The organism is Halalkalibacter alkaliphilus, from assembly GCF_023555415.1.
Classification (GTDB): Bacteria; Bacillota; Bacilli; order Bacillales; family Bacillaceae_D; genus Halalkalibacter; species Halalkalibacter alkaliphilus.
The window spans coordinates 93,033-117,952 of the sequence record NZ_JAKRYL010000010.1 but is presented as its reverse complement, the minus strand read 5'-3'; the positions used below and the strand labels follow the sequence as shown (position 1 = coordinate 117,952).

At 38.3% G+C, this 24,920-nt stretch carries 22 protein-coding genes; 2 read left to right on the top strand and 20 right to left on the bottom strand.

What is annotated here, in order from left to right:
• Positions 1–8 precede the first annotated feature (8 nt).
• From MF646_RS11325 to MF646_RS11310, 4 genes are read right to left on the bottom strand one after another with little or no spacing between them, the layout of a single operon-like run.
• Positions 9–1,091, bottom strand: a complete 1,083-nt coding sequence (locus MF646_RS11325) for an XdhC family protein (RefSeq protein ID WP_250096607.1) — start codon at positions 1,089–1,091, stop codon at positions 9–11.
• Positions 1,092–1,112: 21 nt separating this feature from the next.
• Positions 1,113–1,610 carry a (2Fe-2S)-binding protein gene (locus tag MF646_RS11320; RefSeq protein WP_250096606.1) on the bottom strand — a complete coding sequence of 166 codons (498 nt, stop codon included), beginning with the start codon at positions 1,608–1,610 and terminating at the stop codon, positions 1,113–1,115.
• Entirely contained in the window at positions 1,607–3,904 is a 2,298-nt protein-coding gene (pucD, locus tag MF646_RS11315) for a xanthine dehydrogenase subunit D (RefSeq protein WP_250096605.1), read from the bottom strand. Before pucD ends, MF646_RS11320 begins: the two co-directional genes overlap by 4 nt.
• Positions 3,888–4,796, bottom strand: coding sequence for an FAD binding domain-containing protein (locus MF646_RS11310; protein WP_250096604.1), 909 nt, complete (start codon positions 4,794–4,796; stop codon positions 3,888–3,890). The genes pucD and MF646_RS11310 overlap by 17 nt, the downstream gene beginning before the upstream one ends.
• A gap of 468 nt (positions 4,797–5,264) precedes the next feature.
• Here MF646_RS11310 and MF646_RS11305 point away from each other — a divergent pair, with 468 nt between their 5' ends.
• Entirely contained in the window at positions 5,265–6,578 is a 1,314-nt protein-coding gene (locus MF646_RS11305) for a globin-coupled sensor protein (protein WP_250096603.1), read from the top strand.
• Between the two features lie 57 nt (positions 6,579–6,635).
• Here MF646_RS11305 and mutM read toward each other — a convergent pair whose 3' ends face one another.
• From mutM to MF646_RS11240, 14 genes are all read right to left on the bottom strand, one after another.
• The gene (gene mutM / locus MF646_RS11300) at positions 6,636–7,445 is read right to left on the bottom strand and encodes a bifunctional DNA-formamidopyrimidine glycosylase/DNA-(apurinic or apyrimidinic site) lyase (RefSeq protein WP_250096602.1); all 810 of its coding nucleotides are present in this window, start codon (positions 7,443–7,445) and stop codon (positions 6,636–6,638) included.
• 22 nt (positions 7,446–7,467) lie between these two features.
• Positions 7,468–8,457: a sodium-dependent bicarbonate transport family permease gene (locus MF646_RS11295; protein ID WP_250096601.1), complete on the bottom strand. Its 990-nt coding sequence runs from the start codon at positions 8,455–8,457 to the stop codon at positions 7,468–7,470.
• Positions 8,458–8,528: 71 nt separating this feature from the next.
• Complete coding sequence (locus MF646_RS11290; protein ID WP_250096600.1) at positions 8,529–10,058, bottom strand: spore germination protein; 1,530 nt, start codon at positions 10,056–10,058, stop codon at positions 8,529–8,531.
• Between the two features lie 9 nt (positions 10,059–10,067).
• Positions 10,068–11,279 carry a Ger(x)C family spore germination protein gene (locus MF646_RS11285; protein WP_250096599.1) on the bottom strand — a complete coding sequence of 404 codons (1,212 nt, stop codon included), beginning with the start codon at positions 11,277–11,279 and terminating at the stop codon, positions 10,068–10,070.
• Positions 11,276–12,409, bottom strand: coding sequence for a GerAB/ArcD/ProY family transporter (locus tag MF646_RS11280; protein WP_250096598.1), 1,134 nt, complete (start codon positions 12,407–12,409; stop codon positions 11,276–11,278). The genes MF646_RS11285 and MF646_RS11280 overlap by 4 nt, the downstream gene beginning before the upstream one ends.
• A 10-nt stretch (positions 12,410–12,419) precedes the next feature.
• Positions 12,420–12,629, bottom strand: a complete 210-nt coding sequence (locus MF646_RS11275) for a hypothetical protein (protein ID WP_250096597.1) — start codon at positions 12,627–12,629, stop codon at positions 12,420–12,422.
• 245 nt (positions 12,630–12,874) lie between these two features.
• Complete coding sequence (gene cydC / locus MF646_RS11270) at positions 12,875–14,590, bottom strand: thiol reductant ABC exporter subunit CydC (protein ID WP_250096596.1); 1,716 nt, start codon at positions 14,588–14,590, stop codon at positions 12,875–12,877.
• Positions 14,587–16,305, bottom strand: a complete 1,719-nt coding sequence (cydD, locus tag MF646_RS11265) for a thiol reductant ABC exporter subunit CydD (protein ID WP_250096595.1) — start codon at positions 16,303–16,305, stop codon at positions 14,587–14,589. The genes cydC and cydD overlap by 4 nt, the downstream gene beginning before the upstream one ends.
• A 3-nt stretch (positions 16,306–16,308) precedes the next feature.
• The gene (gene cydS, locus MF646_RS23485) at positions 16,309–16,410 is read right to left on the bottom strand and encodes a cytochrome bd oxidase small subunit CydS family protein (RefSeq protein WP_420842499.1); all 102 of its coding nucleotides are present in this window, start codon (positions 16,408–16,410) and stop codon (positions 16,309–16,311) included.
• 13 nt (positions 16,411–16,423) lie between these two features.
• Complete coding sequence (locus tag MF646_RS11260) at positions 16,424–17,437, bottom strand: cytochrome d ubiquinol oxidase subunit II (RefSeq protein ID WP_250096594.1); 1,014 nt, start codon at positions 17,435–17,437, stop codon at positions 16,424–16,426.
• Positions 17,434–18,774 (bottom strand): cytochrome ubiquinol oxidase subunit I, encoded by a 1,341-nt coding sequence (locus MF646_RS11255; protein ID WP_250096593.1) that lies wholly within the window; start codon positions 18,772–18,774, stop codon positions 17,434–17,436. Before MF646_RS11255 ends, MF646_RS11260 begins: the two co-directional genes overlap by 4 nt.
• Positions 18,775–18,954: 180 nt before the next feature.
• A complete protein-coding gene (locus tag MF646_RS11250) occupies positions 18,955–19,335 on the bottom strand; it encodes a hypothetical protein (RefSeq protein WP_250096592.1) in 381 nt (126 codons plus the stop codon).
• 174 nt (positions 19,336–19,509) lie between these two features.
• Positions 19,510–20,244, bottom strand: coding sequence for a tRNA pseudouridine(38-40) synthase TruA (truA, locus tag MF646_RS11245; protein ID WP_250096591.1), 735 nt, complete (start codon positions 20,242–20,244; stop codon positions 19,510–19,512).
• Positions 20,245–20,310: 66 nt separating this feature from the next.
• Entirely contained in the window at positions 20,311–20,874 is a 564-nt protein-coding gene (locus MF646_RS11240) for a glycerol-3-phosphate acyltransferase (protein WP_250096590.1), read from the bottom strand.
• A 472-nt stretch (positions 20,875–21,346) separates the two neighbouring features.
• Between MF646_RS11240 and MF646_RS11235 the strand changes: the two genes are divergently transcribed.
• A complete protein-coding gene (locus MF646_RS11235; RefSeq protein WP_250096589.1) occupies positions 21,347–23,008 on the top strand; it encodes a glutamine--tRNA ligase/YqeY domain fusion protein in 1,662 nt (553 codons plus the stop codon).
• 97 nt (positions 23,009–23,105) lie between these two features.
• On the opposite strand, the gene arfA is transcribed toward MF646_RS11235, so the two are convergent.
• Positions 23,106–24,602 (bottom strand): arabinosylfuranosidase ArfA, encoded by a 1,497-nt coding sequence (gene arfA, locus MF646_RS11230; protein ID WP_275980290.1) that lies wholly within the window; start codon positions 24,600–24,602, stop codon positions 23,106–23,108.
• A 47-nt stretch (positions 24,603–24,649) separates the two neighbouring features.
• The gene (locus MF646_RS11225) at positions 24,650–24,919 is read right to left on the bottom strand and encodes a hypothetical protein (protein ID WP_250096588.1); all 270 of its coding nucleotides are present in this window, start codon (positions 24,917–24,919) and stop codon (positions 24,650–24,652) included.
• Position 24,920: the final 1 nt, after the last annotated feature.

The following is a 24,920-nucleotide window of genomic DNA, read 5'->3' as shown; positions in this document are numbered from 1 at the left end:
TAATCTCTTTAAAACTTGGTTTTCTTAGCTTTCATACGATGTTTATTCAACACCCGCTTTTTGTTTCTCACTTTAATTAGCTCACTGACTATACTAAGACTAATTTCTTCTGCACCCTCTGCATCAATATCTAATCCAATAGGCGAGTGTATCCATTCTGGCAATTGTATTGGATGCAGGAGTCGCTCCGTCCGTCTTCTAGGCCCTAAAATCCCTACATACTTTGGATGATGACTGCTAAAGAACGAGAGGATCGTTTTATCTCTAGCAAAGCTGTGAGTCATAATTAATACATAGCTATTTAATGGTAATGAATGGCTCGCTAAAAAGTGTTCAGGATGTGCTTGAATGCACCTGGCCGCGTCAGGAAAAAACTCAGGCCGACATCTACTTCCCCTTGGGTCTATAACAATTGGTAAGAAATCAAATTCAGCCGCTCTTTTCACAACGGGTTCAACATCAGGTCCTGCACCAAAAATATAAATTATATCCTTTGACTCGTGCAATTCAAATAAAAATTGTGTTTTTAACTCAAGGTTCATCTGATAGTCAAAAATACGCTCCTCTTGATAAAAAAGAATCGCATCTCTACTTAATAAACGTTCTATTTCTAAAGGAGTTTGGCCTAATTTCTTTCCTTCCTTAGTAAAAAAAAGCCGACTTCCTATTTTTTCTCCAGTAATCTCACGTACAGAAATGACATCTTCCCCCATTTCAAAAGCTTCAAAAACAGCCCCCCAAGAGCCTTCTCCATTTGTACCTATTCCGTTCCAATCGATTGGCTCTAATAACACCTTTACCTTACCGTTACATCCAGCCCCTTGTCCCCAGCCTAAATCATCCTCCGATTGTAAATCATACGTAATTGTTTCTGGTTTCTTCTTGGTAATTACACCATTAGCACGAATCCGTAAGTCTTCTTCAAGACAACCACCACTAATCAGCCCATATTGTATCCCATTTTCTAAAAAAAGCATTTTTGCTCCTTCATGACGATAGCTAGAACCCTCGACTTGGATAACAGTTGCTAATGCACAAGTTTGATTAGGATGTTGTTTAATAATTGTAAGATAATCATATAGTTCCTTCATTACAAACACCCACTTGTTTTATTATTTATCTGTTAATCTTCGTAACACTCTGTAAATACCTCCGTACCCTGTACATCGACAAAGGTTTCCTGATAATCCTTCTTTTAAGTCTTCCATTGTCGCTTTCGAACTTTCCTTTAATAAAGCTTTCAATGAAACTATCATTCCTGGAGTACAATAGCCACATTGAAATCCACCTTCTTCTAAAAAGGCTTGTTGAACAGGATCCATTCTATCTGTGCTAATACCTTCAATTGTCTGTATCTTCTTGCCTTCACACTGGTAAGCCATCGTTAAACATGAATTTTGTTGCTTTCCATCAACGAGAACCATACACGCACCACATCTACCAATCTCACAAGAAATCTTTGTCCCTGTTAAATCTAGATCTGTCCTGATAATATCTACCAAGCGACGAGAGGGATCAACTGGAATTTCTACTGACTCCCCATTTAGTTCAAAAGATAGTAAATACTCCGTTTCTTTCTCAACTCTAACCCGGCTCCCCTTTTGACTCATTTTGTTCCCTCCTCTACTCCCTCTTTCCGCCTGGTTAGAAAAGGTGTTTGTTGTAGCTGCTCCCGATTAACTGGTAGTTTGGTTACCCAAATACCTGTTGCCTCTTTTATTGCTGCAACAATAGCAGGAGCTAAAGCAACTGAACCAACCTCACCTACACCTCGAGGGCCATAAGAATCTCCATCGGGTAACTCTTCAATTGCATGAACATGCTGTTCTTCTGGTACGTCAAAGATTGTTGGAACTAAATACGTATCTAAGTTCTGCGTCACGTATTTACCATCATTCATTACAGCATCCTCCGATAGAGTAAACCCAAGTGCCATCACGCTACCGCCCTCAATCTGTCCTACATACCCCATAGGATTAATTACCGGTCCAGCCGCAACAGCGTGATCCATCCTAATTACTTTAACCGTTCCCGTTAGTAGATTTACTTCAACCTCCGCAATAACAGACGTACTCGTATAAAGATAGTGCCCGCCCATGAATGGATCCGGTGTAACAGGAAAGTGAAAATCAGTTGAACATTCTAGTTCAGCGACTCCATTTTTACCTAGTTCACTATAAGTAATGACTAGCTCTTCTTCTTCTTCATTAATTTTTGCCCAAATACCCCCTGGACCTGTTTTCAATGTTTCCACAGGGCACCCTGTTAATTCGTTCACCTTTGTAAACAAAGCTTCTAAAAAAGGACCTTTTAGACGGTTCAAAGCTTGCCAAACCATATTGGTAGTTCTCGAAGCTGTCGATGACCCACTTGGTGGAACAAGATCTGTATCTCCAATCACAATATTGAAATCATCCTTATTGCAACAAAAATGATCTTGTAACAAGATTTCCAATGTTCCTAATAAACCTTGCCCAAACTCCTCATGACCGAAAGCAACCTCAATCTTCCCTTCCTTATTTAATCGGATAAGTCCGCCTGCGTGATCAGGAATTCCGTATCCTAACCCTGAACCATGCATAGCTAATGCCGCTCCTATGCCGCGTTTTATCCAAGGCTTTGAAACATTCGATTGTGTCTTCTTTTTTTCAAAAAGAGGTGAGTGTTTAACAGCTTCCCAAACTTGTTCTGGTCCATTTGTCGGTACAACCCGCTGTCCCATTGGACCGAGATCATTCAGCTTTCTTAAGTTCCTTTTTCGTAATTCCCAAGGGTCTATCTTCAATTTCTCTGCCAATCGATCAAGCTGACCTTCTAGAGCAAAGATAACTTGATTTCCACCAAATCCACGAAACTCTCCCGATATTCCGTTATTCGTATAAACAGCCTTACCCTTTACATCTACATGAGGAATTTGATAAGGACCTACTGCATGTTCAGTAGCAAAGTTCAGAACAGGACCTCCTAATGTAGAGTAAGCCCCCGTATCAGAGAGAATTTGAACTTGATGGGCGAGTATTTCTCCATCTGCGTTCACTCCCGTTTTCATTGTGATTTCCATTGGGTGCCTTTTTAACCCAGCTTTTACAGATTCCCATCTTGAATAATGAATCTTAACTGGCTGATGACAATAAAGAGCGAGCAATGCCCCATACGGTTGTACATTCAATTCATCTTTTCCTCCAAATGATCCTCCTATAGGGCTTGAAATCACACGAATCTGCTCTTCCTCACAAGCTAATATTCTCGCAAGCTGCATTCTGTCTTTGTACCCATGTTGCGTTGGAGCGTAAACTGTTAACCTTCCCTCCTGACTTGGAACAAAAATACCACCCTCTGTTTCTAAGTACGTATGCATTTGCCTTGGAGTTATATAGGTCTCTTCAATCACATAAGTACATTGCTTTAACCCTTTATTTATGTCGCCTTTCTGATAGTCCGTTTGATGTAGAATATTGCCGTCTTTGTGCAATTTAGGAGCTGTAGGTTGAAGTGCATGTTCTGGAGTGTCTAATGTTTGAATTGGTTCATAATCAACTTTAATAAGGGATAAAGCCTTTTCTGCTATTTCTTCTGTCATCGCTGCTACAGCTGCGATGGCGTCTCCTTCAAAACGAACAAGGTCTTCACAAAATACTGGCTGATCTGGCGTACTGATTCCAAATCCATTTAAACCTGGAATATCACGGTGAGTTAATACAGCAATAACACCAGGATATTCAAGAGCGACAGATGTATCGATTGAAAGAATTCGTGCATGCGGAATTGTACTTCTTAACACTCTTCCATAGAGCATATCCGGAAACGTCATATCGGTTAAATACCGCAGTTTTCCTTTAACTTTCTCTTCTCCATCTGGTCTTACTTTCCACTTTTCACCACTCGACCTACGATCCAGCCACAATCGAAACACCTCCATTTCCATCCCATTGTTCAAACAATTCGCTAATAATAAGATTTGCAACCGTTGTTTTTTTGTAATCACTCGATGCAAAAGGATCTGATGTTGCATTAAATTCTTTCGTAATCACTGGAAAGATCGTTTTAAATAGATCCTCAGATCCCTCTGTATTCTGAAGTTCACTCTCCGTATGTGGGAGCCTAAATGGAATAGGACCACCACCAGCGGCTAATGAAACCTCTTGAAATGTCCCTTCACTGCTGATCTTTCCTTTACCGGCCACTGTGACAAGAGAAGCTGTAAACGTTTCTCGTCTTCCTACTTTTTGAAAAAAAGAAAAATCTTCGTTGGATCGTTCATCAATCTCTACGGAAATATCAACTAGAATACGTTGATCTCTTTTCATTTCGTTTGCCTGTAACCCAATCAACCACTCTTCCATTAGCTCCGTCTCCATCTCTTTCCCATTAAACCAACGCATCTTTGCATTGTGGATTAAAAATGCAGGTATGGTATCTCCCGCAGCCGTATAGATATTGCCACCAATTGTTGCTACATTTCGAATAGATGGAGCTGCAATGTTACGACAAGCTTTCACAAGAGGAGAAAGACACTTAATAAGAAGAGGATTTTTGATACAAGCTGCTAAATTCACCTGTGAACCAATGACAATTTCTCTTTTCCCCAAAAAAAGTATCTCTTTTACTTCTTTCATTTCATGTATTTGCTCTAAGCTGATCAAATTCGAAGGCATTTCCTTAAGATCTGCTTCCCACTGTGTCCTAAGCCACGTTCCTCCAGACACATAACAATACTCACTTGGTTTTAGATTAGTTTGAATCTCCCATGCGTCTTTCACATTGTTTGGTCTCCAGATTTTTTTAGTTTCAATCATGTCTAGACACCTCTTTCTATAATTAACAGGCAGCATACAGTTGTGTATCTATTTTGTATGATATTTCCATTATAAACAGCTAATTGGTTAGATTATTTCACGAGAAAAATTGAAACATAGCCCCCTTGAAACCACATTTAGTTTTCACTATTTGCACAGTTAAAATATTTTAAAATGGAAATATGTGAAAAAGAGTAGCGACCAAAGAACTACATATGTAATAATTAGGTATTACTATTAATGGTTACTAGTTAATCCTGCTTACATCATAGAAGTGAGGTTTTTACTATTGAGAGATTATAACGAAAAGTTTTCAAAGTACTCAAGAACTTCTAAAGAATTAATAGATATTAAATATGCTTTGGATAACGCCTCTACAAATAGGATTAAAGACCAATCCTCTACCAAATGAAATCATTGAACAATATTTAATAGATTATCAAAACAATTATGAAAGAAGTGAAGAACATGCTAAAACTCTTCTCAAGAAATAACAAAGATACTATGAATGGCAGCATTATGTCGAATATCGCTAATCAGACAAACAATGTATTTATAGATGTTTCAAAATCAAGTTCAATTCATAAACAAATAGAATTAATTGAGTTAAAAACGGAAGACCTTTTAATCATTCGTGCTTTTCAGCCTGTTATAAAAAACCATCTAGATGTAATCGTTCGTCGCTTTTATGAAAATCTTGCAAAAGAACCATCTTTAACCGACATCATCAGTCACAATAGTACAGTTGATCGTTTGAGGAATACCCTTTTCACTCATATTTTTGAAATGTTCAGCGGACAAATTAACGAGCATTTTATTAAAAAAAGAAATACGATCGCTCATGTTCATGTACGGATTGGTCTACAACCCAAATGGTATATGTGCGCTTTTCAAGACCTGTTGTTATCAATCCTTGATATTGTTGATCAATATACATATAGTAAAGAGGAATTTAAAAGGGCTTCATCTGCTGTTACAAAAATCTTAAATCTCGAACAACAGTTGGTTCTAGAAGCGTATGAGTTAGAGTCAGAACGAATTCGACAAGAAGCAGAGGACCAAAAAAATTTATTAAAAATAGAAGTAAGCAAAAATGCAGAGGAATTGGCTGCTGTAAGTGAGGAAACAAGCTCTTCCTTGCAAGATGTGTCTCATAAAACAGAAGAAATAACTAAACTAACAGCTTCAAGCTCTGATATCGCAATTCAAACCGAGGCAAAATCAAAAGATGGGAAACAACGTCTAATCAGTCTTGAACAAATTATGGTAGACACACATACAAACATGAAGAAAATCTCAAGTGAGATGGAACAATTGGTCATAACATCAAAGAAAATTGATCAAATTTCACAAATTGTTACATCAATTGCTGATCAGACAAATTTACTGGCTTTAAATGCTTCTATTGAAGCTGCACGTGCCGGTGAACAAGGAAAAGGATTTGCTGTTGTAGCTGGTGAAGTTCGAAAACTGGCTGAAAATACGAAAGCGACCGTTTCTGAAGTATCAAATTTAGTTAATGAGATCAATCGCTCTACAGCTACCATGTCTGAATCTATCATACAAAACAATAAATATATTGAAAGTGGAACAAATGAATCAAGCCAAACAAATCAATTTTTTGATGAAATCCTTACCTCAATGGAACAAATGAAAAAACAAAACATGATGATTGCAGGTGAAATGAAGAACTTAACAGAAATATTCTCGGAAATTAATCAAGCAGCAGAACATGTTGCTGCCTCTTCTGACAACTTAACAAACATCACAACATCTTTGTAAATCGTAAAACATGCTCATAACTTATCATTAGCTTTGAGCATGTTTTTGCTTATTCCATTACCTTTGACACCAATCACAGTAAAATGTCTTTCTAGAAGAGATTTCATCCTTAATAATGGACTTTCCACAACGTTTGCACGGTTGCCCTTCAAGGTCATAAACATAACAATGCTCATTATAACCTCCTGTCAATTGGTCTTCCTTACATACCGGAACATCCATATATCCACCAAATTGAATCCCTCTTTTTAATACCGCTTGGATGCTATGATAAAGTTTTATTTGATCCTCTTCTGTTAAATCGTTTGCTTGCCTTTTTGGCAGTAATTGAGCATGATAGCATATTTCGTCTGAGTAAAGGTTGCCAATACCTGCTATGAACTTTTGGTTTACTAATGATGTCTTCAATGCGCCTCTTTTCTTTTTCATTAGCTCTAGAAATGTTTCTAACGTAAAAGAAGGATCTATGGGCTCGGGCCCTAAATCGCTAAGCGTTTCTTCAAGCTGCTCAGCTGTAAGCAAATGCAAGTAACCAAGACGCAACCCAATAAAATACAACTTCTTCTCACCAAAGGAAAGGGTCACCTGTTTCGTTCGCTCTAAATCATCGCCCTTTCCTCCAACGTACATTAATCCACCAAGCATAAGATGCAGCAACAAGCTTTTTCCCGAATCAAGTTTGAATATAAGAAACTTCGCACGCCTTTCAATGGCAATTACAGTTTTGTTTTGTATCTCTCTTATAAACTGTTCTACAGGAATATTGATCGTTTTTTCCCTGGTTACTTCAACAGTCGTAACTGTTTGACCAGCCACCTGTTCACTTAGAAGGCGTTTGTATGTTTCCATTTCTGGCAACTCCGGCATATGATATCCCCTTTCTTCTGACTTAATATAAAAGTGTTGCAACCCAATAAAAATAAGGTATTCCAAAAACTAAATTAAATGGCAATGTTAAACCTAGCGCTGACCCTAAGTAAATACCGGAATTGGCCTCTGGAATCGCTTGTGCTATCGCTGCAGGTGCCGCGATATAGGAGGCGCTTCCTGTTAAGACCGCTAAAATGAAAGCTCCTCCCATTGATAGTCCAATCACTTGTCCTGTCAGAATCCCTATCGTCCCTCCAATAACCGGTAAAATAAATGCAAACAAAAAAGAGACAATTCTTATATTTTTCATTTGCTTAATACTTTGTGTAGCAATCATCCCCATATGTAATAAGAAAATACATAGAATACCATAAAATAGATCTCCAAATAGCGGTTTGATTAGCAGGAGTCCATCTTCATGAGCGACAAAACCAATAAAAATACCACCCAGAAGCAAGAAAATACTTTTTCCAAAGAAGGCTTCTTTTACGACATGTTTGATACTCGCATTCGGATTCGTTTCCTCTGTGCCTTGTCTTTGCAAATAGAGCTTGTACATTATAATAGCCAAAATAATAGCTGGGCCTTCCATAATAACTAAAATAGCTGACATATAAGCTTCATAGAAGATCCCCATCTTATCTAAAAAAGCTAACCCCGCAATAAATGTAACAGCACTAACTGAACCGTAATGTGCTGATACAGCCCATGACTCTAATACAGAGTAGGAAAAAAGTTTATGTACGAAAAAGTACGTAATATATAGCATGATAATACTTAATATCACCGCTGCAATAATGGTTGGAATCATTTCCATTAAAGAAACATGCCGTAGCTCTACGCCTCCTTTAATCCCAATTGTAAATAAGATAATCATTGTATACCCCGTATAAAACGCTGTTGGTACCTTTAAGTCAGAGTTAACAACAACAGCAATAATTCCAATGAGAAAAAATAAAATCATTGGTGACAACAAATTAGAATAGGCAATATCAAGCATTTGATCCATAAGAAACACCTCCATACAAGTTAATTAAACGTTTGTTTGACTTTATTAAATATTTATTCAAAATTCTTAAACTAGATGTCTTTTCTCTTCTCATCAAGCATACGTGGTTCTGAAGGGCGGTTTTTCATAAGGACAAGCGGTGCACGGATCATAAGATCTAACCATTCACCAAATTTATACGGTGCAAATGGAGACGTATAGTAACTCCCAAAGCTTCTCAATCCGACTAAATGAATATTTATTAAAATATAAACGATAACAATGCCAAACAATCCGAAAAGAGCTGAAGAAATCATCACACCAAAACGTAACAGTCGAAAAGTAATACTTACGTTGTAAGCTGGAATGGCAAAAGATGCGATCGCCGTAATAGCTACAACAATAACCATAACGGGACTTACAATCCCCGCACGTACAGCAGCATCTCCAATAACAAGCCCACCAACTATACCAATTGTTTGACCAATTGGACGTGGTAAGCGAATTCCCGCTTCTCTTAACAGTTCAAAAGTGATTTCCATTAAAAATGCCTCAATGAAACCAGGAAATGGCACACCTTCTCGAGTACCAGCGATGGACAAGGCCAAAACAGTTGGAATCATACCCTGATGATATGAAACCATCGCAATATATAGCCCAGGCAAAAACACAGCCATAAACGCTGCTAAATAGCGTAGTAACCGAATGAAACTACTAATATGCCAACGGTCGTAGTTATCCTCGGTTGCTTTCATTAAATCATTAAAGGTTATAGGGGCCATAAGTACAAATGGGGTTCCGTCTAATACAACAATGACTTTACCACTTGTTAACGCATTAATAGTTTTATCTGGTCTTTCCGTTCGTAATACTTGCGGGAATGGAGACAGAACATTATCTTCAATATATTGCTCAATAACCCCTGTCTCAGATATCATATCCATATCAAGACAAGAAAGTCGGTAACGCACCTCCTCTACTAGATCTTGATTAGTTATCCCCTTTATGTAAACAAGCGCAAAATCCGTTTTTGACCGGCGCCCAAGCTGACCAAATTGCACAGTCAGATTTGGGTCTCGTAATCGTCTACGTATTAACATGACATTTGTGTGAAGAACTTCATTAAAGCCATCACGTGGCCCGCGGACGATTACTTCACTTTCAGGTTCTTCAATCCCACGTTGATTAAACTGTCTCGTATCAAAAATAAGAAACTTTTCTACTCCATCAATGACAAGTAGTGTTTCTCCTGACATAAGAGACAAAATCGCTTCATCAAACGTATCCGTCTCAGCAACTTCAATATATGTGATGACTTCTGTCAAAACGTGTTCTACTAACTGCTCCGCGGTGAATTCTTTGTTCGTCTCAGCAAAATAAATGAGAGGTTTAATAATTCGATCCTCAATTCCTGAGTCAAAGACAAGACCATCTACAAAGAATAAACTGGCTTTTAAATGAGCTCCCACTTTAAAGTTTCGTTGAACGATATCATCACTTTCACCAACAATGTTATTGATCGATTCAACCATTGTAGCAATATCTTTAGAGACTTCAATCGTATATTCATCTGTCTCCCGTACTTTCTGTTCATTTAGCTTTTTTAAAAGCCTTCTATACATATCCTCACCTCATTCCTCTTCTAATTCCTCCGTTGTCATATGATGACGTATTTTCACCTTTGCTTCTACATTGATTTCCGTATTAGAAAATGCTCCTCCTTCACCGTCCCAATGACCTTTCACCTCTTGCCAATAAGAAAAGTTATTCGTTTTTACGTGTTCATGAAGCTGAAAAATATCAGTGAAAAATTCCTCTTGCATTTTTCCAATAATTTTATTTCCTTGTCGTTCAATTTCTTTCGCAACTTCTTCTTCAAGCTTTAAGATCGTCTCTTGAGAGTCAAGCTCGATGCCAGCAATCCAGTTTTCCACAAAAAAACCCTCTGACCTAATCTTTATATCAAAAATATCTTTTCCATTTTCCTTCTTATAATGAACCTCTGTTTCCGTGTAATCAGTTTCGTAGACAAAAGGTTTCTGCTCACGTCCATAATAAGCTTCTACTATCTCATTCTCCACAGTACCAGTTATCCAACTATACCCTTGAACGTCATACTCCCCCATCCAACCAACCATTTTATTTTCTTTTCCAAGAAAAACAGCCGCACCTGCTACTTTAAATTCTTCTCCATCCGTATTCACAATCCGCGGAATAATATAGCTTTGATCACTAATAATATTACTCATTAATTCACCGCTGTATTTTGGTGGGGGAATGCTATGTCCTCTCGGAGCATGTTCGCTAATCATTTCAATAGACATTGCCGGCATCATTTCTAAAGGTAGTTTCTTTTCTAGTATGTCAGATCCTTTTCCTTTTGAAATAAGAATAAGAATGTCCCTTCTCATTTCGTGGTCTCGAATAAACAAATCTAAAAGGTGTTCTATGATCCCTTCTCGAGCTAACTCCTCATTAATAATCAGCGTTTTTAAATGTTCATAATTCATCGTTCTACTTCTTCTAGTCGTAAAATTTCGGTTTGTCTTAAAGCTAGTCATTGCTGTTGTGCGAATATTAAAGAACGGTCCCTCTGAAGCACTCCCGCCTTCTTCTCCGCCTTCAATTTGTCCAGGAATGACGATTTGATTCGTCATTTGGAACATCCCCTTAGGTAGAGGTCTGCCCGTTTCCTCTTCATACGTTGCTCTAATTTCCTCATCATTCATGGGATCAAAAGCTGTTCCTATAACAAAGCTTATCTGTTCAATTTCCGTTAAATCCCAACATCCAGGTAAAATTAGTAGACAAATGAGAAGAAACGTTAATACTTTTCCATTCATTTTGCTATCTCCTTAGCTTGTTGTTGATTCTTGTTCTTTTTTGTTCTGATCCATACAGTCAGAAAACCAATAATCAGACTAAGTACAATAAGCAGCGCACCGGTATAACTCACTAGATCCCCTAATTTAAAGACTTCTTGGATAGAGTTCGGTATAAACGCAACGATATAAGCTAAAAAGGTGACAACACCAGGAATCCACATTCCCTTTTTCGTATTTAGTATTTCTTTTTTTATTACTTGAACAGCAAGAAGATGGATAATAGCCATTGTATTAAAAATTGCCATAATCCAAATGACAATCATTAATGGTTCAAACCGTTCAATCAACCCTTCAACAATCTCTACTTCTTTTGCTAAGGTAACAGTTGGGAATACTAATTTCTTTACAGAGTTAACAGACATGGCAGTGTAAGAAACGACTACAATTAAAAAATACAAGATCGTTACAAAAAGAATCCCCATATTTAGAGGTAATGCTCTTAAATTGCTTGATTTCATATAAGTAAGCCAAAAAAACAATAACTCAATCCCTAAAAACGAAAACAAAGTTGGCTCTAAAGCCGGTAGTAAAGGCAGAATTCCTAAGGGTAAAACAGGTCGGAGTTCAACGATATCCATATTCTCGATATTAAAAGCGATTAAGACAAGATAAATAAGAATGATAAAAGGAATAAACATTAGATTTAAATGAACAATGCCTTGAACCCCTTTTGTTACAGCATACGTTGTAGTTAGTAGAATAATGGCAAGTGTTATTTCCATTGGAGTTCGATCAAGCAAATACATTCGGACGACAACGGCAAGGATACGTGCTTCATAAGCTAAAAAGGGAATAAAGTAGAGGGCAAAAAGGATTGCTAAAAGCCTAGCAACCCATTTTCCAAACCCTCTTTCACCAATAAACTCTAGTAGAGTTTGGCCAGGAAAATGTTTTTGAAGACGAACAATCAGATAGACAAATACCATTACCAAGCTACCGCTAACTAGAACCGCAATCCACCCATCCCCGGTCTCCATTGTTTCAGCTAATGTTCGGGGTAAAGTTAACACCCCTATAGCCAATAACATAGAAATTAAAGTTAAAGACATTTCTAAAGGGGAAATGCGGTAATGATCTTGATTAATCATCTTTTCACCCCTAATTCTGTTTTGAGTTTTTGTTATTTTTTTGTAAGATCTGTTTTCTTTGTTGTTGATTTTCTTCCTTCATCCAAGGAAGCTTTAAAATTTCAGTTAACTTGCTGTATATATATTGAAAAGCCAAAATAAATACTAAGGTTCCCACGCCTACCCAAAGGATTATTCTTTGAGGTAAAAAGCCAAATACTCGATCTAATATCGCTTCCATATAATCACCCATATATAATAACTTTCTTGTTATCTTTCACCTAAATTGGATAAATTATGTTTACTTTTATAAGGTATTGGAGCATTGCAGTATTGCTAGATAAAAATTCATTCCCTGTCGTACATACTTTCTTTCAACTTTAATTAGAAAGAACTAGCACGAAGAAGAGGACCGGCATATTAGCCAGTCCTCTTTGAGTACTACACAATTCTTCTGTAAGATTTTAGTGATACAAGAGTGTCTAGTTACTGTAACACACTTTTCTCAATTTGCTTTAGCTTATAAAAATACCCTTTTTCCTTCATAAGCTTTGAAAAGCTCCCAACCTCAATAACCTTCCCTTGATCCATCACAATGATCTGATCCATCTTCTCTAGGCCAGCTAGTCGGTGACTGACTATGATAACTGTGTCATTTCTCGCTTGAGTAAATAGACGTTCATACAGACGTTGTTCCGTCCATGAATCTAAGGAAGAGGTAGGTTCATCAAGAAGCCATAAGTTACCACTCTTTGCAATGGCACGGGCCATTGCAAGTCTCTGCTTTTCACCGCCAGATAAATTTTGTCCTTTTTCCAACACGGGATCATCCAAATTCAAATAAGGTAATTGAACATCAACTAATAGTTGTTTCAGATCTTCGTCTGTCCAGTTCTGATCAGATAACAATAAATTGTCTCTAACCGTACCGTAAAAGAAATGACTTTCCTGAAGGACTACATTCACCTTTTCCCAAATTATTTCTTGCTCAAACTGACTAATAGGGACTCCATCAATCAATATTTCTCCCTCTGCATCAAATTGCTTTAAAATTAAGTTCAATAATGTTGACTTTCCCGACCCACTCGGTCCTACAATAGCCGTCTTTGATCCAGCAGGAAAACTTACTGTAACGTCTGTTAAGGTGCTACGCTGATCTTTTAAAAATGCAAAACTCACTTTTTTAAAATCAATGGACGGGGAAGCGTATAAACATTGATTATGCTGAGTAGACAGTGGCCTTTTTTGTTCAGTCTGATCGACAACGGAATACAACCTTTTAGCTGCTCTTTCACTTTCATCATAATGAATGGGAAACAACGCCATTGGTACCGATTGTTCAAACACAATGAAACTAATCATAATAAGCATTGCTAAAAATAGACCATCTAACTCTCCACCAGCAACTAAAAGTGCACCAATAGCTAGTACTGCCCAAGAGACAAGTAACGAAACAGCCATATTCATTGATTGATGGAAAATGGACTGGATACCTGCTTGTTCTTGCTCTTTAATATATCGATTCGAAGACGCAACAAGATGTTGCTCTTTTTCCTCTAGTTTTTGGTGAATTGTTAACTCTCGGAAGCCATAAAACCATTCAGCGACATCCGTTGATAACTGTGATCGTTCTTCGAGAATTCGACTGCTCACTTTTTTTTGTTTCTGAGCAAACCAAGCAGGCATAATAATCGCGGTTAAAATAAGACCAACAAGTAAACAAATGACAACTTGAAGCGAATAAAAAGAAACGAAAACAATCGTGCTTAAAAATACTAATACCATCACAATTGGAGGGTATAGGACACGAAGAAAAAAGTTCTGAAGACTTTCAACATCCCCTACAACTCGTGATAGCAAATCACCACTACGATATGTTTGGAACAAAGATGTTCCTATTCGCTCTAATTTATCATAGAAATACACACGTAGATCACTAAGCATCGTAAAAGTGGCCCTATGTGAGTAATAACGTTCTGCATAACGACTTAGGGCGCGTATAAAACTTCCAATTTTAACCACAGCCACCATCGCAATCAATACATACATTGGGGGCTCTAGAGCAGCTTGTGAGATTAAATACCCATTTGCCGCAAATAACCCAACTGCAGTAATACCTGCTAAAAATCCAAACAAAACAGATAATACAACGTCTTTCTTATCCTGAATCATATTTTTTACGATATGGGTAAGCTCACTCATCCCTGCTCCTCCTTCCCTTGCACACTAAACAATTGACGATAATACTCCGATGTTGCCAAGAGTTGGTCATGTGTCCCCTCTGCTAACAGCTCTCCTTTATCAAGCAACAAGATTTGATCAGCAAGCTTGATTGTCTGCACACGGTGCGCAACTGTTATAACTAGGGACGTCTTAGTCAGCCTCTGAATCGATTCATGAAGATATCGCTCTGTCTGTAAGTCTAGACCTGTCGTCGGTTCATCAAATAGAACAACTAATGGATTCTTTAAAAAGGCGCGAGCAAGAGCAATTCGCTGCTTCTCTCCCCCTGAAAGGCCTCTTCCACCTTCACCTATTGCTGTATCATACCCATCAGGCATGGACTGAACGAACTCTCTAAGTCCTGCTTGAACGGATGCTCTTTCGATTTCATCCTTCGTTGCCTGAACTCCTAAAGAAATGTTTTCTGAAATCGTTCCTGCAAACAAGTATGGATGCTGTGTAATATAACTAATATGCGAGAACCATTCCTGCCTTTTGTACTCAAACAAATGATGCTCGTTCAATACCACACCACCACTTTGTGGAGGCAGCAGTCCAGCAACCACATTTAATAACGTCGTCTTTCCCGCCCCGCTTCTCCCAACAATTGCCACTTGGCCAGTTGAAGGGAAATCACTTCTTATTCCTTTTAATCCAAAATCACTTGATTCATAGTCATACGTTACATTGTTCAGCTTGATTGAAAGTGGCTTCTCTACTGAACGCGTCCCCCACTCTGTTACGCTTTCTTTATTCTCCAATTCCTTTTCTATCTTTTCCGCAGCCCCTGTACTACTTCGCCCCGAATGAAAGGCACTTCCTAGTTCCTTAAGCAAATTAAAGAATTCAGGCACTAACAGCAAAATGAAAAAAGCTGTGAAAAAGTTGATTTGATTAAAAACAACAAGACGTAAACCAAGCTCTAGCGCAACAAGTCCAATACTTAACATTGAAATAAATTCAAGCATTAATGACGACGTAAACGCTACTTTTAAAATTCCCATCGTGGTATCACGAAAGTCGAGACTGCTTTTTCGAATGACTTCTTTGTAATGCTTTGATCGCCCAAATAGCTTTAAGCTTTCAAGACCTTGAATCGTATCAAGAAAGCGTCCAGAAAAAGCTTTAAGACTATCTAGCTTCTCTTCTGACTTTTTCTGCGTCATACTGCCGACAATAGCCATAAACAGCGGGATGAACGGTGCTGTCAGCAAAATAATGAGACCCGAGTAAATGTGCTGGGAAAACACCACGATTAAGATTAGAAGCGGGACAACTGTCGTTATGATCTTTTGCGGGACATACTTGCTAAAAAAACTGTCTAATTCATCAACCGCATCCAACATCACACTCATTTTTGATCCCGACTGTCCTTTTGTCGAAGCCATAACCGTACGGCTTCCATATGAATGCAACAGCCGCTCTCGGTATTTTTGCTTCACTCTCGCAGCCATCTCCACACCGATCTTGCCGCTTAAATAAGATAAAGATGCCCTAACAAGCAGGACACCTAATAAAACAAATAACAACGGTAGAATTTGATCAAACGTTTGTTTATTTAAAAACAGGTCATCAACAATGGAGACGATCAAGTACGCTTGTGATATTACAACGATACCAAGAGCTATCGCTATGACATACAATGCGTAATAGCGCCCTTTCTCAGCTAATGCTAGCTTTTGAAGTGACTTCATCAGTTAGTCCTCGTACTTCGTGCTTTTATTTGCTACGAAAAAGGAAATAACCATGGCCAGCACAGCTACAAGAAGCGGTGCGTAAAACAACAAAAAGTTGTGCATTTTTACTTCCTCCTTATTTGCCACTTTGAATATACGGCTTATTCATAATAAACAATTTAAACACTAGATAGAGCGACGGTATTAAAAGCATCAAACCTAAAATAAACACTGTGATGAGCGCATATGCCATCGTTTCGTTTGTAAAGCTATCATAGATCGTTAAGTGTGGATACAGTAAATACGGATACCTTGATACGCCGTAAGCATAAAAGGCTAACGCAAACTGAAGCACAACGAAAATAAATGACCAGCCGTAGTTTCTCGTTTTTAAGAGCCATAAACTGATCAAGAAACAAATAAACGACAAGGCAAAAAGCCACCAAAGTGATACGAGTCCTTCAAAGTGAGCTGGGTTATGCCATCTCATCTCAATAATAATCCCTAAAGCAGTCACAATCGTCGGGAAGCTCCAAATCCATGTGTACTTCTTAAAAAGCTTCAAAGCCTTTTTATCCTGAGCAACAGACGAATAGTAAGCTAAAAAACTAGCCGAAATAAATAGAACACTTACTAGACTGAGGACAACAATTGACCAAGCAAACGGGCTTGTAAATAATGCCACATAATCAAGTTCAATACGTCCAGAAGCTGTTTCACGGATGAATCCACCTTGTGAAACAATCAATGCTGTTGTGAGTGATGCCGGGATTAGGACACCGGTCACTCCGTACATAAGTGTGTAACCGACATGTCCTTTTGTCCCATATGTTCCAAATGCATAGTAACTTCCACGAAGGGCAAGCAAAATGATCGAAATGCTTATCGGAATTAATAGCACTGTACCGAAGTAATAAGCTGTCTGTGGGAAAAATCCTATCATCCCAACAAAGAAGAATACTAAGAATACATTCGTGATTTCCCAAACAGGCGATAAATATCGCTGGATGACAGTATTAACAATATGATGCTTCTTGGTAACGATCGTCGACGCATTAAAGAATCCAGCACCGAAATCAATCGATGCTACAATGACATAGCCAAATAGGAACAACCATAATACCGATATTCCTATCACCTCAATTGTCATTTCGCAACACTCCTTTGTTCATCTGCAAGCTTTTCTAATTCTCGCTCCACTGGATTCTTTTTAAACATCCGTGTTAACACAACAGCTGTACCAATCATTAGAATTATATAAAGAATCGCAAACGCAATAAACATTACCCATACATACGGAGAATCAGTTGCTCCTTCTGCCGTAGTCATAAATCCACGCATAATCCAAGGCTGACGCCCGACTTCTGTAAACCACCAGCCCGCCTCAATCGCAATCATCGCTAACGGACCAGATGCAACAAGAAGGATGCGGAATAAACGCGTCTTAATGACAGCCCATCCACGCGATAGAGCAAGCCAATAAAACAGTGACAACACAGTTAACCAAATTCCTATCGTCACCATAATATCAAAGAAATAGTGGACAACAAGTGGTGGATGATACTCTTCGGGAATATCATTTAACCCTGTAACGACTCCAAATGGGTTACTGTGGACAAGCATACTAAGAGCATAAGGTATTCGAATTGCATATTTCACTTCATTTGTTTCTGTTAAGACACCATATAAAACGAGAGGAGCCTCTCCCTCTGTTTCAAAATGCCATTCAGCAGCAGCTAGTTTTTCTGGTTGATATTCAGCTAAAAACTTCCCTGATAAATCACCAACAAGCGCTGTGGCAATTGAGAAGATAAGAGCAATTTTCATCGTTAGCGCAAGGGCTTTACGATGATATTCATGACGGTTTCCTTTCAACAAGTGATAAGCCGCAATGGACGCCAAGACAAACGCTGTTGTCATATAAGCAGATGTCAACACATGAGCCACTTTCGTTGGCATGGCTGGATTAAACATCGCAACAAGCGGTTGGATATTCGTTAATTGACCATCAACTAACGTGAACCCTTGTGGTGTATTCATAAAAGCATTTACTGACGTAATGAATAGTGCCGACATAGCCGACCCTAATACAACTGGAGCTAATAAATAAAAATGACGCTTCGGGTTTTTGAATCGGTCCCATGTATACAAATAAATCCCAAGAAAAATCGCTTCAAAGAAAAACGCGAACGTCTCCATAAATAGCGGAAGAGCGACAAGTTGTCCCGCAAACTCCATAAACCGCGGCCATAATAGAGCTAATTGCAAGGCAATCGCTGTACCTGTTACGACACCTACAGCAACAGTAATGACATAACCACGTGCCCAACGTTTTGCTAATAAAAGATAATGCTCATCCTGATTTTTTAATCCAAGCCAATGAGCAATTGTTATCATAATCGGAACACCGACACCGAGTGTGGCAAAAATAACATGTACAGACAATGTCAGCATCGTTAAATATCGACTAAATTCAACTGAATCCATTTCTCTCCTCCTCTTCTCTAATGTGAAGATATTGTTATTGTATAAGCAAAATGTATGTGAATTACATCACAAATTGAACGATTTCGTTACAGAAGAGTGATGAATTTTTGACAATTACACCCCGAACAACAGAAAACAACCTTAAGACCTGGATCTTAAGGTTGTTTTAACGGACTATTACTAGCTAGCTTGCCGAATACTCTTCTTTTCTTTTTTTATTCCGTATACTAATAGAATGATTCCAATAACAACTAAAATCGGTTCAATAATGTCAGCTTCTGGACCATGCGTCAATCGATGGAGTTCGAAAATCCAATGAATAACGACGATATCAAAACTAGCAAAAAATCCTGAGGCAGCTATTACACCATGAAAGAAAGAGGACGAAAATAATTTTGCACATACAATATAAAAGACAACTGTCACTCCCCCGGCAAATAGCAACGAACCGATTCGTTCTCCAGTTGTCGTAGCCGCAAAGCCAAAAGCATTCACATTGTCTGTATGAAAGAGCCAGTCTGTATATAATACGCCGATTAGAAAGCCTATTAACCTACTCATCTATGCTCTCCTTTACATTTTTCTACTACTAATATGTACGTAATTAATTTGTTTTATACTTATCGTCAGAAACTATGCTATTTTGAGAGATTTCTCAGACGTCCACAAAACAAAAACGGTGCGAAGCTAAAATCCTCCGCACCGTTTGCCTTTATTTCTCTTACATGTACGTAATTAAAACCCAATATTCTCCAAATACAACCCATTTGCATCAGCAAAGCCGGCTAAGCTTCGATCATTCGACTCTAACATCGTTTTTATCTCATCAGGCTGCACTTCACCTAATCCAACATGAATCAACGTTCCTACCATTTTTCTAACCATATTATACAGAAAGCCGTTTCCTCGAATTCTAATAGTAATGAATCCAGCGTCTTCCTCGATCACAATAGAATAAATATGTCGCACCATCGATTTTTTCTTCGACTTTGCATTAGAAAAAGCAGTGAAATCATGCTCACCGACAAAATAATCAGCTGCTTCTCTTACTTTTTCTACATCTAGCTTCTTTTCAACATGCAGACTATGCTTTCGCATAAAAGGATTCGGATAGCTCTCATTCCAAATTTTATACAAGTACGTTTTATCCTTTGCATTGTATCTAGCGTGAAAGCGGTCATGAACCGAACAAACGTCTGTAACACTAATATCCTGTGGTAAATAACGATTCAAGTAATTTTGGATTTCAGATTCTGCCATCTTTTCAATTAGCTTAACATTTGCTACTTGAGCAAGTGCATGTACACCTGCATCTGTTCTACTAGAACCAATAATTTCGATGTTTCTCCCTACCATTTCAGATAAGACATTTTCGATTTTCCCTTGTATCGTATTTTCCGTATTCCCAAGACGCTGCCAACCTTTATACCTAGCACCATCATATTGGATTGTTAATTTGTAATTATTCATTTGCTTTCTCCTTCATTTACCCGTAACGTTCCTATTCTATTGTCTCCCTTTTTCAAGCATCTATATTCACGCTTTACTCCCTCGGGCCCATTTAATGTTTTCATTATGTTTTAAAAGCATAAACAAGACAATTAGAAAAGCTGAGACAACTGCCATTTTTTCTTCATAACCTATATATTGGTATGGAACAACTAGAATCGCAGCAACTCCTGTTAATAAGATGTACTTTTTAAACGCTAATCCTAGTAACCACAGCACACCAATAATGAGTAAAGCAACCGGTTCTGTTGCTAAAAAGATCCCTAAGCTAGTAGCAATGCCCTTTCCACCCGTGAAATTTAAAAAGATAGATTTCAAATTTCCAATAATGACACACAATGCAATGACCATCGTTTGACCACCACTAAAAAATTGTGCAGCAAATGCAACCATTATGAAAGCTTTACTCACGTCACCAATTAAGACTAAGAAAGCCATTTTCTTGCCTAAATTTAAATAAACATTACTTGCACCTATATTTTTTGTACCTACTGCTTGAATGTCTATGCCTTTAAGTTTAGCTATTATTTTACCAGTTGGAATTGATCCAACAACGTAAGCGATCACACAGAACATTAGAAACAACATCATCCAAATACCTCTTTTCCAATATTCATTTCTACTATTCTAGTATAAACGATGTCGACGTTATCGGATATAACCTTTATAAAAGATGAAAGACTTGCCAATTAGCGTTATCAGTTCGTGAAGGTCTCTTTAACTACTGTTTATGTGCTGTCCCTTGGTTAAGGACATAAATTCTCCTACTATTATAGCTCTAATAAGAATCCGCTGAAAAAGTCCTTTTTAGCGGATTCGAGGAAACAGCAATGGCTTCACACGTTGCGCGCCTGCTATTTAGAAAACCACACATAGCAGGCTTTAAGACAAAGCAACTCATTGCTTAAAGGCCATTGAAAAAGGTCAAAACCGTACCTTTTTCAGTGGCCTCTCTAATAAACGATCGTTTGTTCAAACAATGACTTGTGATACAATATTGTCTATTACATGTGTATTATGGAAAAAATATAATACACAATACATACAAGAAAGGGTGAAATATGTGGAACATAATTCCTCTAATTTTATTAGAAATATTATAAAAGAAGACTTAGATTCAGGTAAGCGAAATCATGTAATTACTCGATTCCCTCCAGAACCAAATGGATACTTACATATCGGTCATGCCAAATCGATTGTTATTAACTTTGATTTAGCAGATGAATTTAACGGAAGAACAAACTTACGCTTTGATGATACGAACCCGTTGAAGGAAGACTCAGAGTATGTTCATGCAATTAAAGAGGATGTCCAATGGCTTGGTTATGATTGGGACGGGCTATTTTTTGCTTCGGATTATTTTCAAGAAATGTACGAAAGAGCAGTCCTTCTTATAAAGAAGGGAAAAGCCTATGTCGACGATTTATCGCCTGATGAAATCCGAGAATACCGTGGTACGTTAACAGAGCCAGGTAAGGATAGCCCTTATCGAGATCGTTCGATTGAGGAAAACTTAGAATTATTCGAACGTATGCGTAAAGGTGAGTTTGAAAACGGTGAGAAAGTATTACGAGCAAAAATTGATATGAGTTCTCCTAATATTAACCTACGCGATCCTGTTATTTACCGAATTTCTCACGCAGAACATCATAACACAGGAGACCAATGGTGCATTTATCCAATGTACGCATTTGCACATCCATTAGAGGACGCCATTGAGGATGTCACACATTCAATTTGTACAACTGAATTTGAAGACCAACGTCCACTTTATAACTGGATTGTAGAAGAATGTGAAATGCAGAGCACGCCACAACAAATTGAGTTCGGTCGTTTAAACATTACAAATGCTGTTATGAGTAAGCGTAAGTTAAAACAACTAGTCGATGAAGGGTTTGTTGATGGATGGGATGATCCGCGCATGCCAACAATCTCAGGTTTACGAAGAAGAGGATACACACCAGAAGCCATCCGTACGTTTGTACGTGAAACAGGTGTATCTAAAGGGTCTGGTCATGTAGACTCTCAAATGCTGGACTACTTTGTACGAGAAGATTTAAAAATGAAAGCACCTCGTACGATGGGAATCCTTCGTCCATTAAAAGTCGTGATTACAAACTACCCAGAGGGACAAGTAGAAATGCTTGATGCGGAAATTAACCCCGAGAATCCGGAAATGGGGACAAGACAAATTCCATTCTCAAGAGAGATTTATATTGAACGAGAAGATTTCATGGAAAATCCGCCAAAGAAATACTTTCGTCTCTTCCCTGGAAACGAGGTTCGCCTAAAACACGCTTACTTCATCAAGTGTGAAGATGTCATTAAAGATGAAGACGGCAATGTCGTAGAAATTCATTGTACGTATGATCCAGAGACGAAGAGCGGTACAGGGTTTACTGGTCGTAAAGTAAAAGGAACCTTACACTGGGTGGAAGCAACACAAGCAGTTCCAGCTGAATTTCGTTTATACGAGCCACTACTTTCCACTGATGACCCAGAAGAGTTAGAAGAAGAAACAGAAAAAACATTCCTAGATCAAGTTAATCCTAACTCTCTACAAGTATTAAAAGGATTTGTTGAACCAAACATGAATGATGTTTCTGCACAAGATAAGTTTCAATTTTTTAGACATGGTTACTTTAATGTCGATCCAAAAGATACAGCAAAAGATAACTTAGTGTTTAATTTAATTGTTTCGTTAAAGAGTTCGTTCAAACTATAGAAACTAAGGGGGTGCCAAAGGTCTAAAACAGACCTTTGGCACCCCCTTCTTCTAAATAATCACATATTATATCCAAGCCCTTATTTAAGTCTCGCTCTTACTTCGCCAAGCGGATCACATTCCATGAAAGCTTCGGTAGATTCGCTTCTAATTTACCACCATCCACTTTCGCATCTCCATTATTATGCGGAACAACATTTGTGCGATTATGCTGATTTGTCGCCTTAACCTCATCATGCTCAAGAATAATATGTTCAACCACTCGGTATCCTTCAAAACTTCTAACATCAGCATCAAGTGATAATACATCGGTTTGGTGTTTATTCACTGCAAAAATGGTGACCGTTTCACTTTCTTCATTATAAACAGATACTGTATCTAGATAAGGGACATCGGTAAAATCTTTACTATCATACTTAGGTGAAGATACCAGTGCATGTAATGCAACCCCTCTCCCAAATACAGATGCGTGCATGTATGGGTAGAAAATCGTTTGTGTCCAAGCCTGGCCACCATTTTCCGTCATGATCGGAGCGATGACATTAACAAGCTGAGCCAAACACGCAATTTTTACACGGTCAGCACGTTTGAGTAAGGAGATCAACATACTTCCAACTAGAAGCGCATCTTCAAACGTATAAATATCTTCAAGTTGCGGAGGTGCAACCGACCATGGCTCAATTTTCTTATCAGCTTCATTTGAATGGAACCAAACATTCCACTCATCGAATGATAGATTAATAGTTTTCTTACTTCGCTTTTTCGCTTTAATATAATCGGCAATTGAAATCACCGAATAAATAAACTGATCCATATCAAGAGATTGCGCTAGATAGTTTGCTAAATCTTCATCACGGTTCCCATAATACGTGTGCAATGAGATAAATTCAACGTGATCATACGTATGCTCAAGAACAGTCGCTTCCCATTCAGCAAATGTTGGCATTAGACGATTCGAGCTTCCGCAAGCGACCAATTCAATGGAAGGGTCAACCCATTTCATCGCTTTTGCCGTTTCGGCGGCAATACGACCATACTCATCAGCCGTGCGGTGACCAATCTGCCAAGGACCGTCCATTTCATTTCCTAAGCACCAGGTTTTAATTTTATGCGGCTCCTTATAACCATGCTTAATACGAAGGTCACTCCAGTATGAGCCGGACGTATGATTGCAATATTCAACTAAGTTACGCGCAGCATCAATCCCTCTTGTTCCAAGGTTTACGGCCATGTTTACTTCGGCATTAACCTTTTTTGCCCAATCCATAAATTCATTTGTTCCAATTTCATTGGTCTCTGTGGTTCTCCAAGCTAAATCTAAACGACGGGGCCGTTCTGCTACAGGACCTACTCCATCTTCCCAATTATACCCAGAGACAAAGTTCCCACCTGGGTAACGAACAAGCGGTACCTTTAATTGTTTAACAAGTTCGATTACATCTTGACGAAACCCTTGCTCATCCGCTTCTGGATGGTCTGGTTCATAAATCCCCCCGTACACGGCTCTCCCTAAATGTTCAATAAAAGATCCATATATTCGATCATCAATTTCACCAATTTTAAACTCTTTATCAAGAGTCATAGTCGCTTTCATTATTGTAATCTCTCCCTTCCTTTAAAAAGATTCATTTACCCTTACTTTTACCATTTAGCCGCACCAGGCATGGGGCAGCTTTTATTTTTTCGTTTGGCTTTATAGCTGATGAGTACTCCCGAATACTTACAGGTCGAACCATATTGCAAAGAGGTGCAATCGAGACATAACTGAACTCGCTTACTATACAATTCTTCATTAACAAACTCATCATCATCATGATCTTCAATACTCGAATCGGAATAATAGATAAGAGGTTCATCTGTAACGCTGACATTCCTTTGACATCCCTTGCAATCATTACTGTATTTCATCATC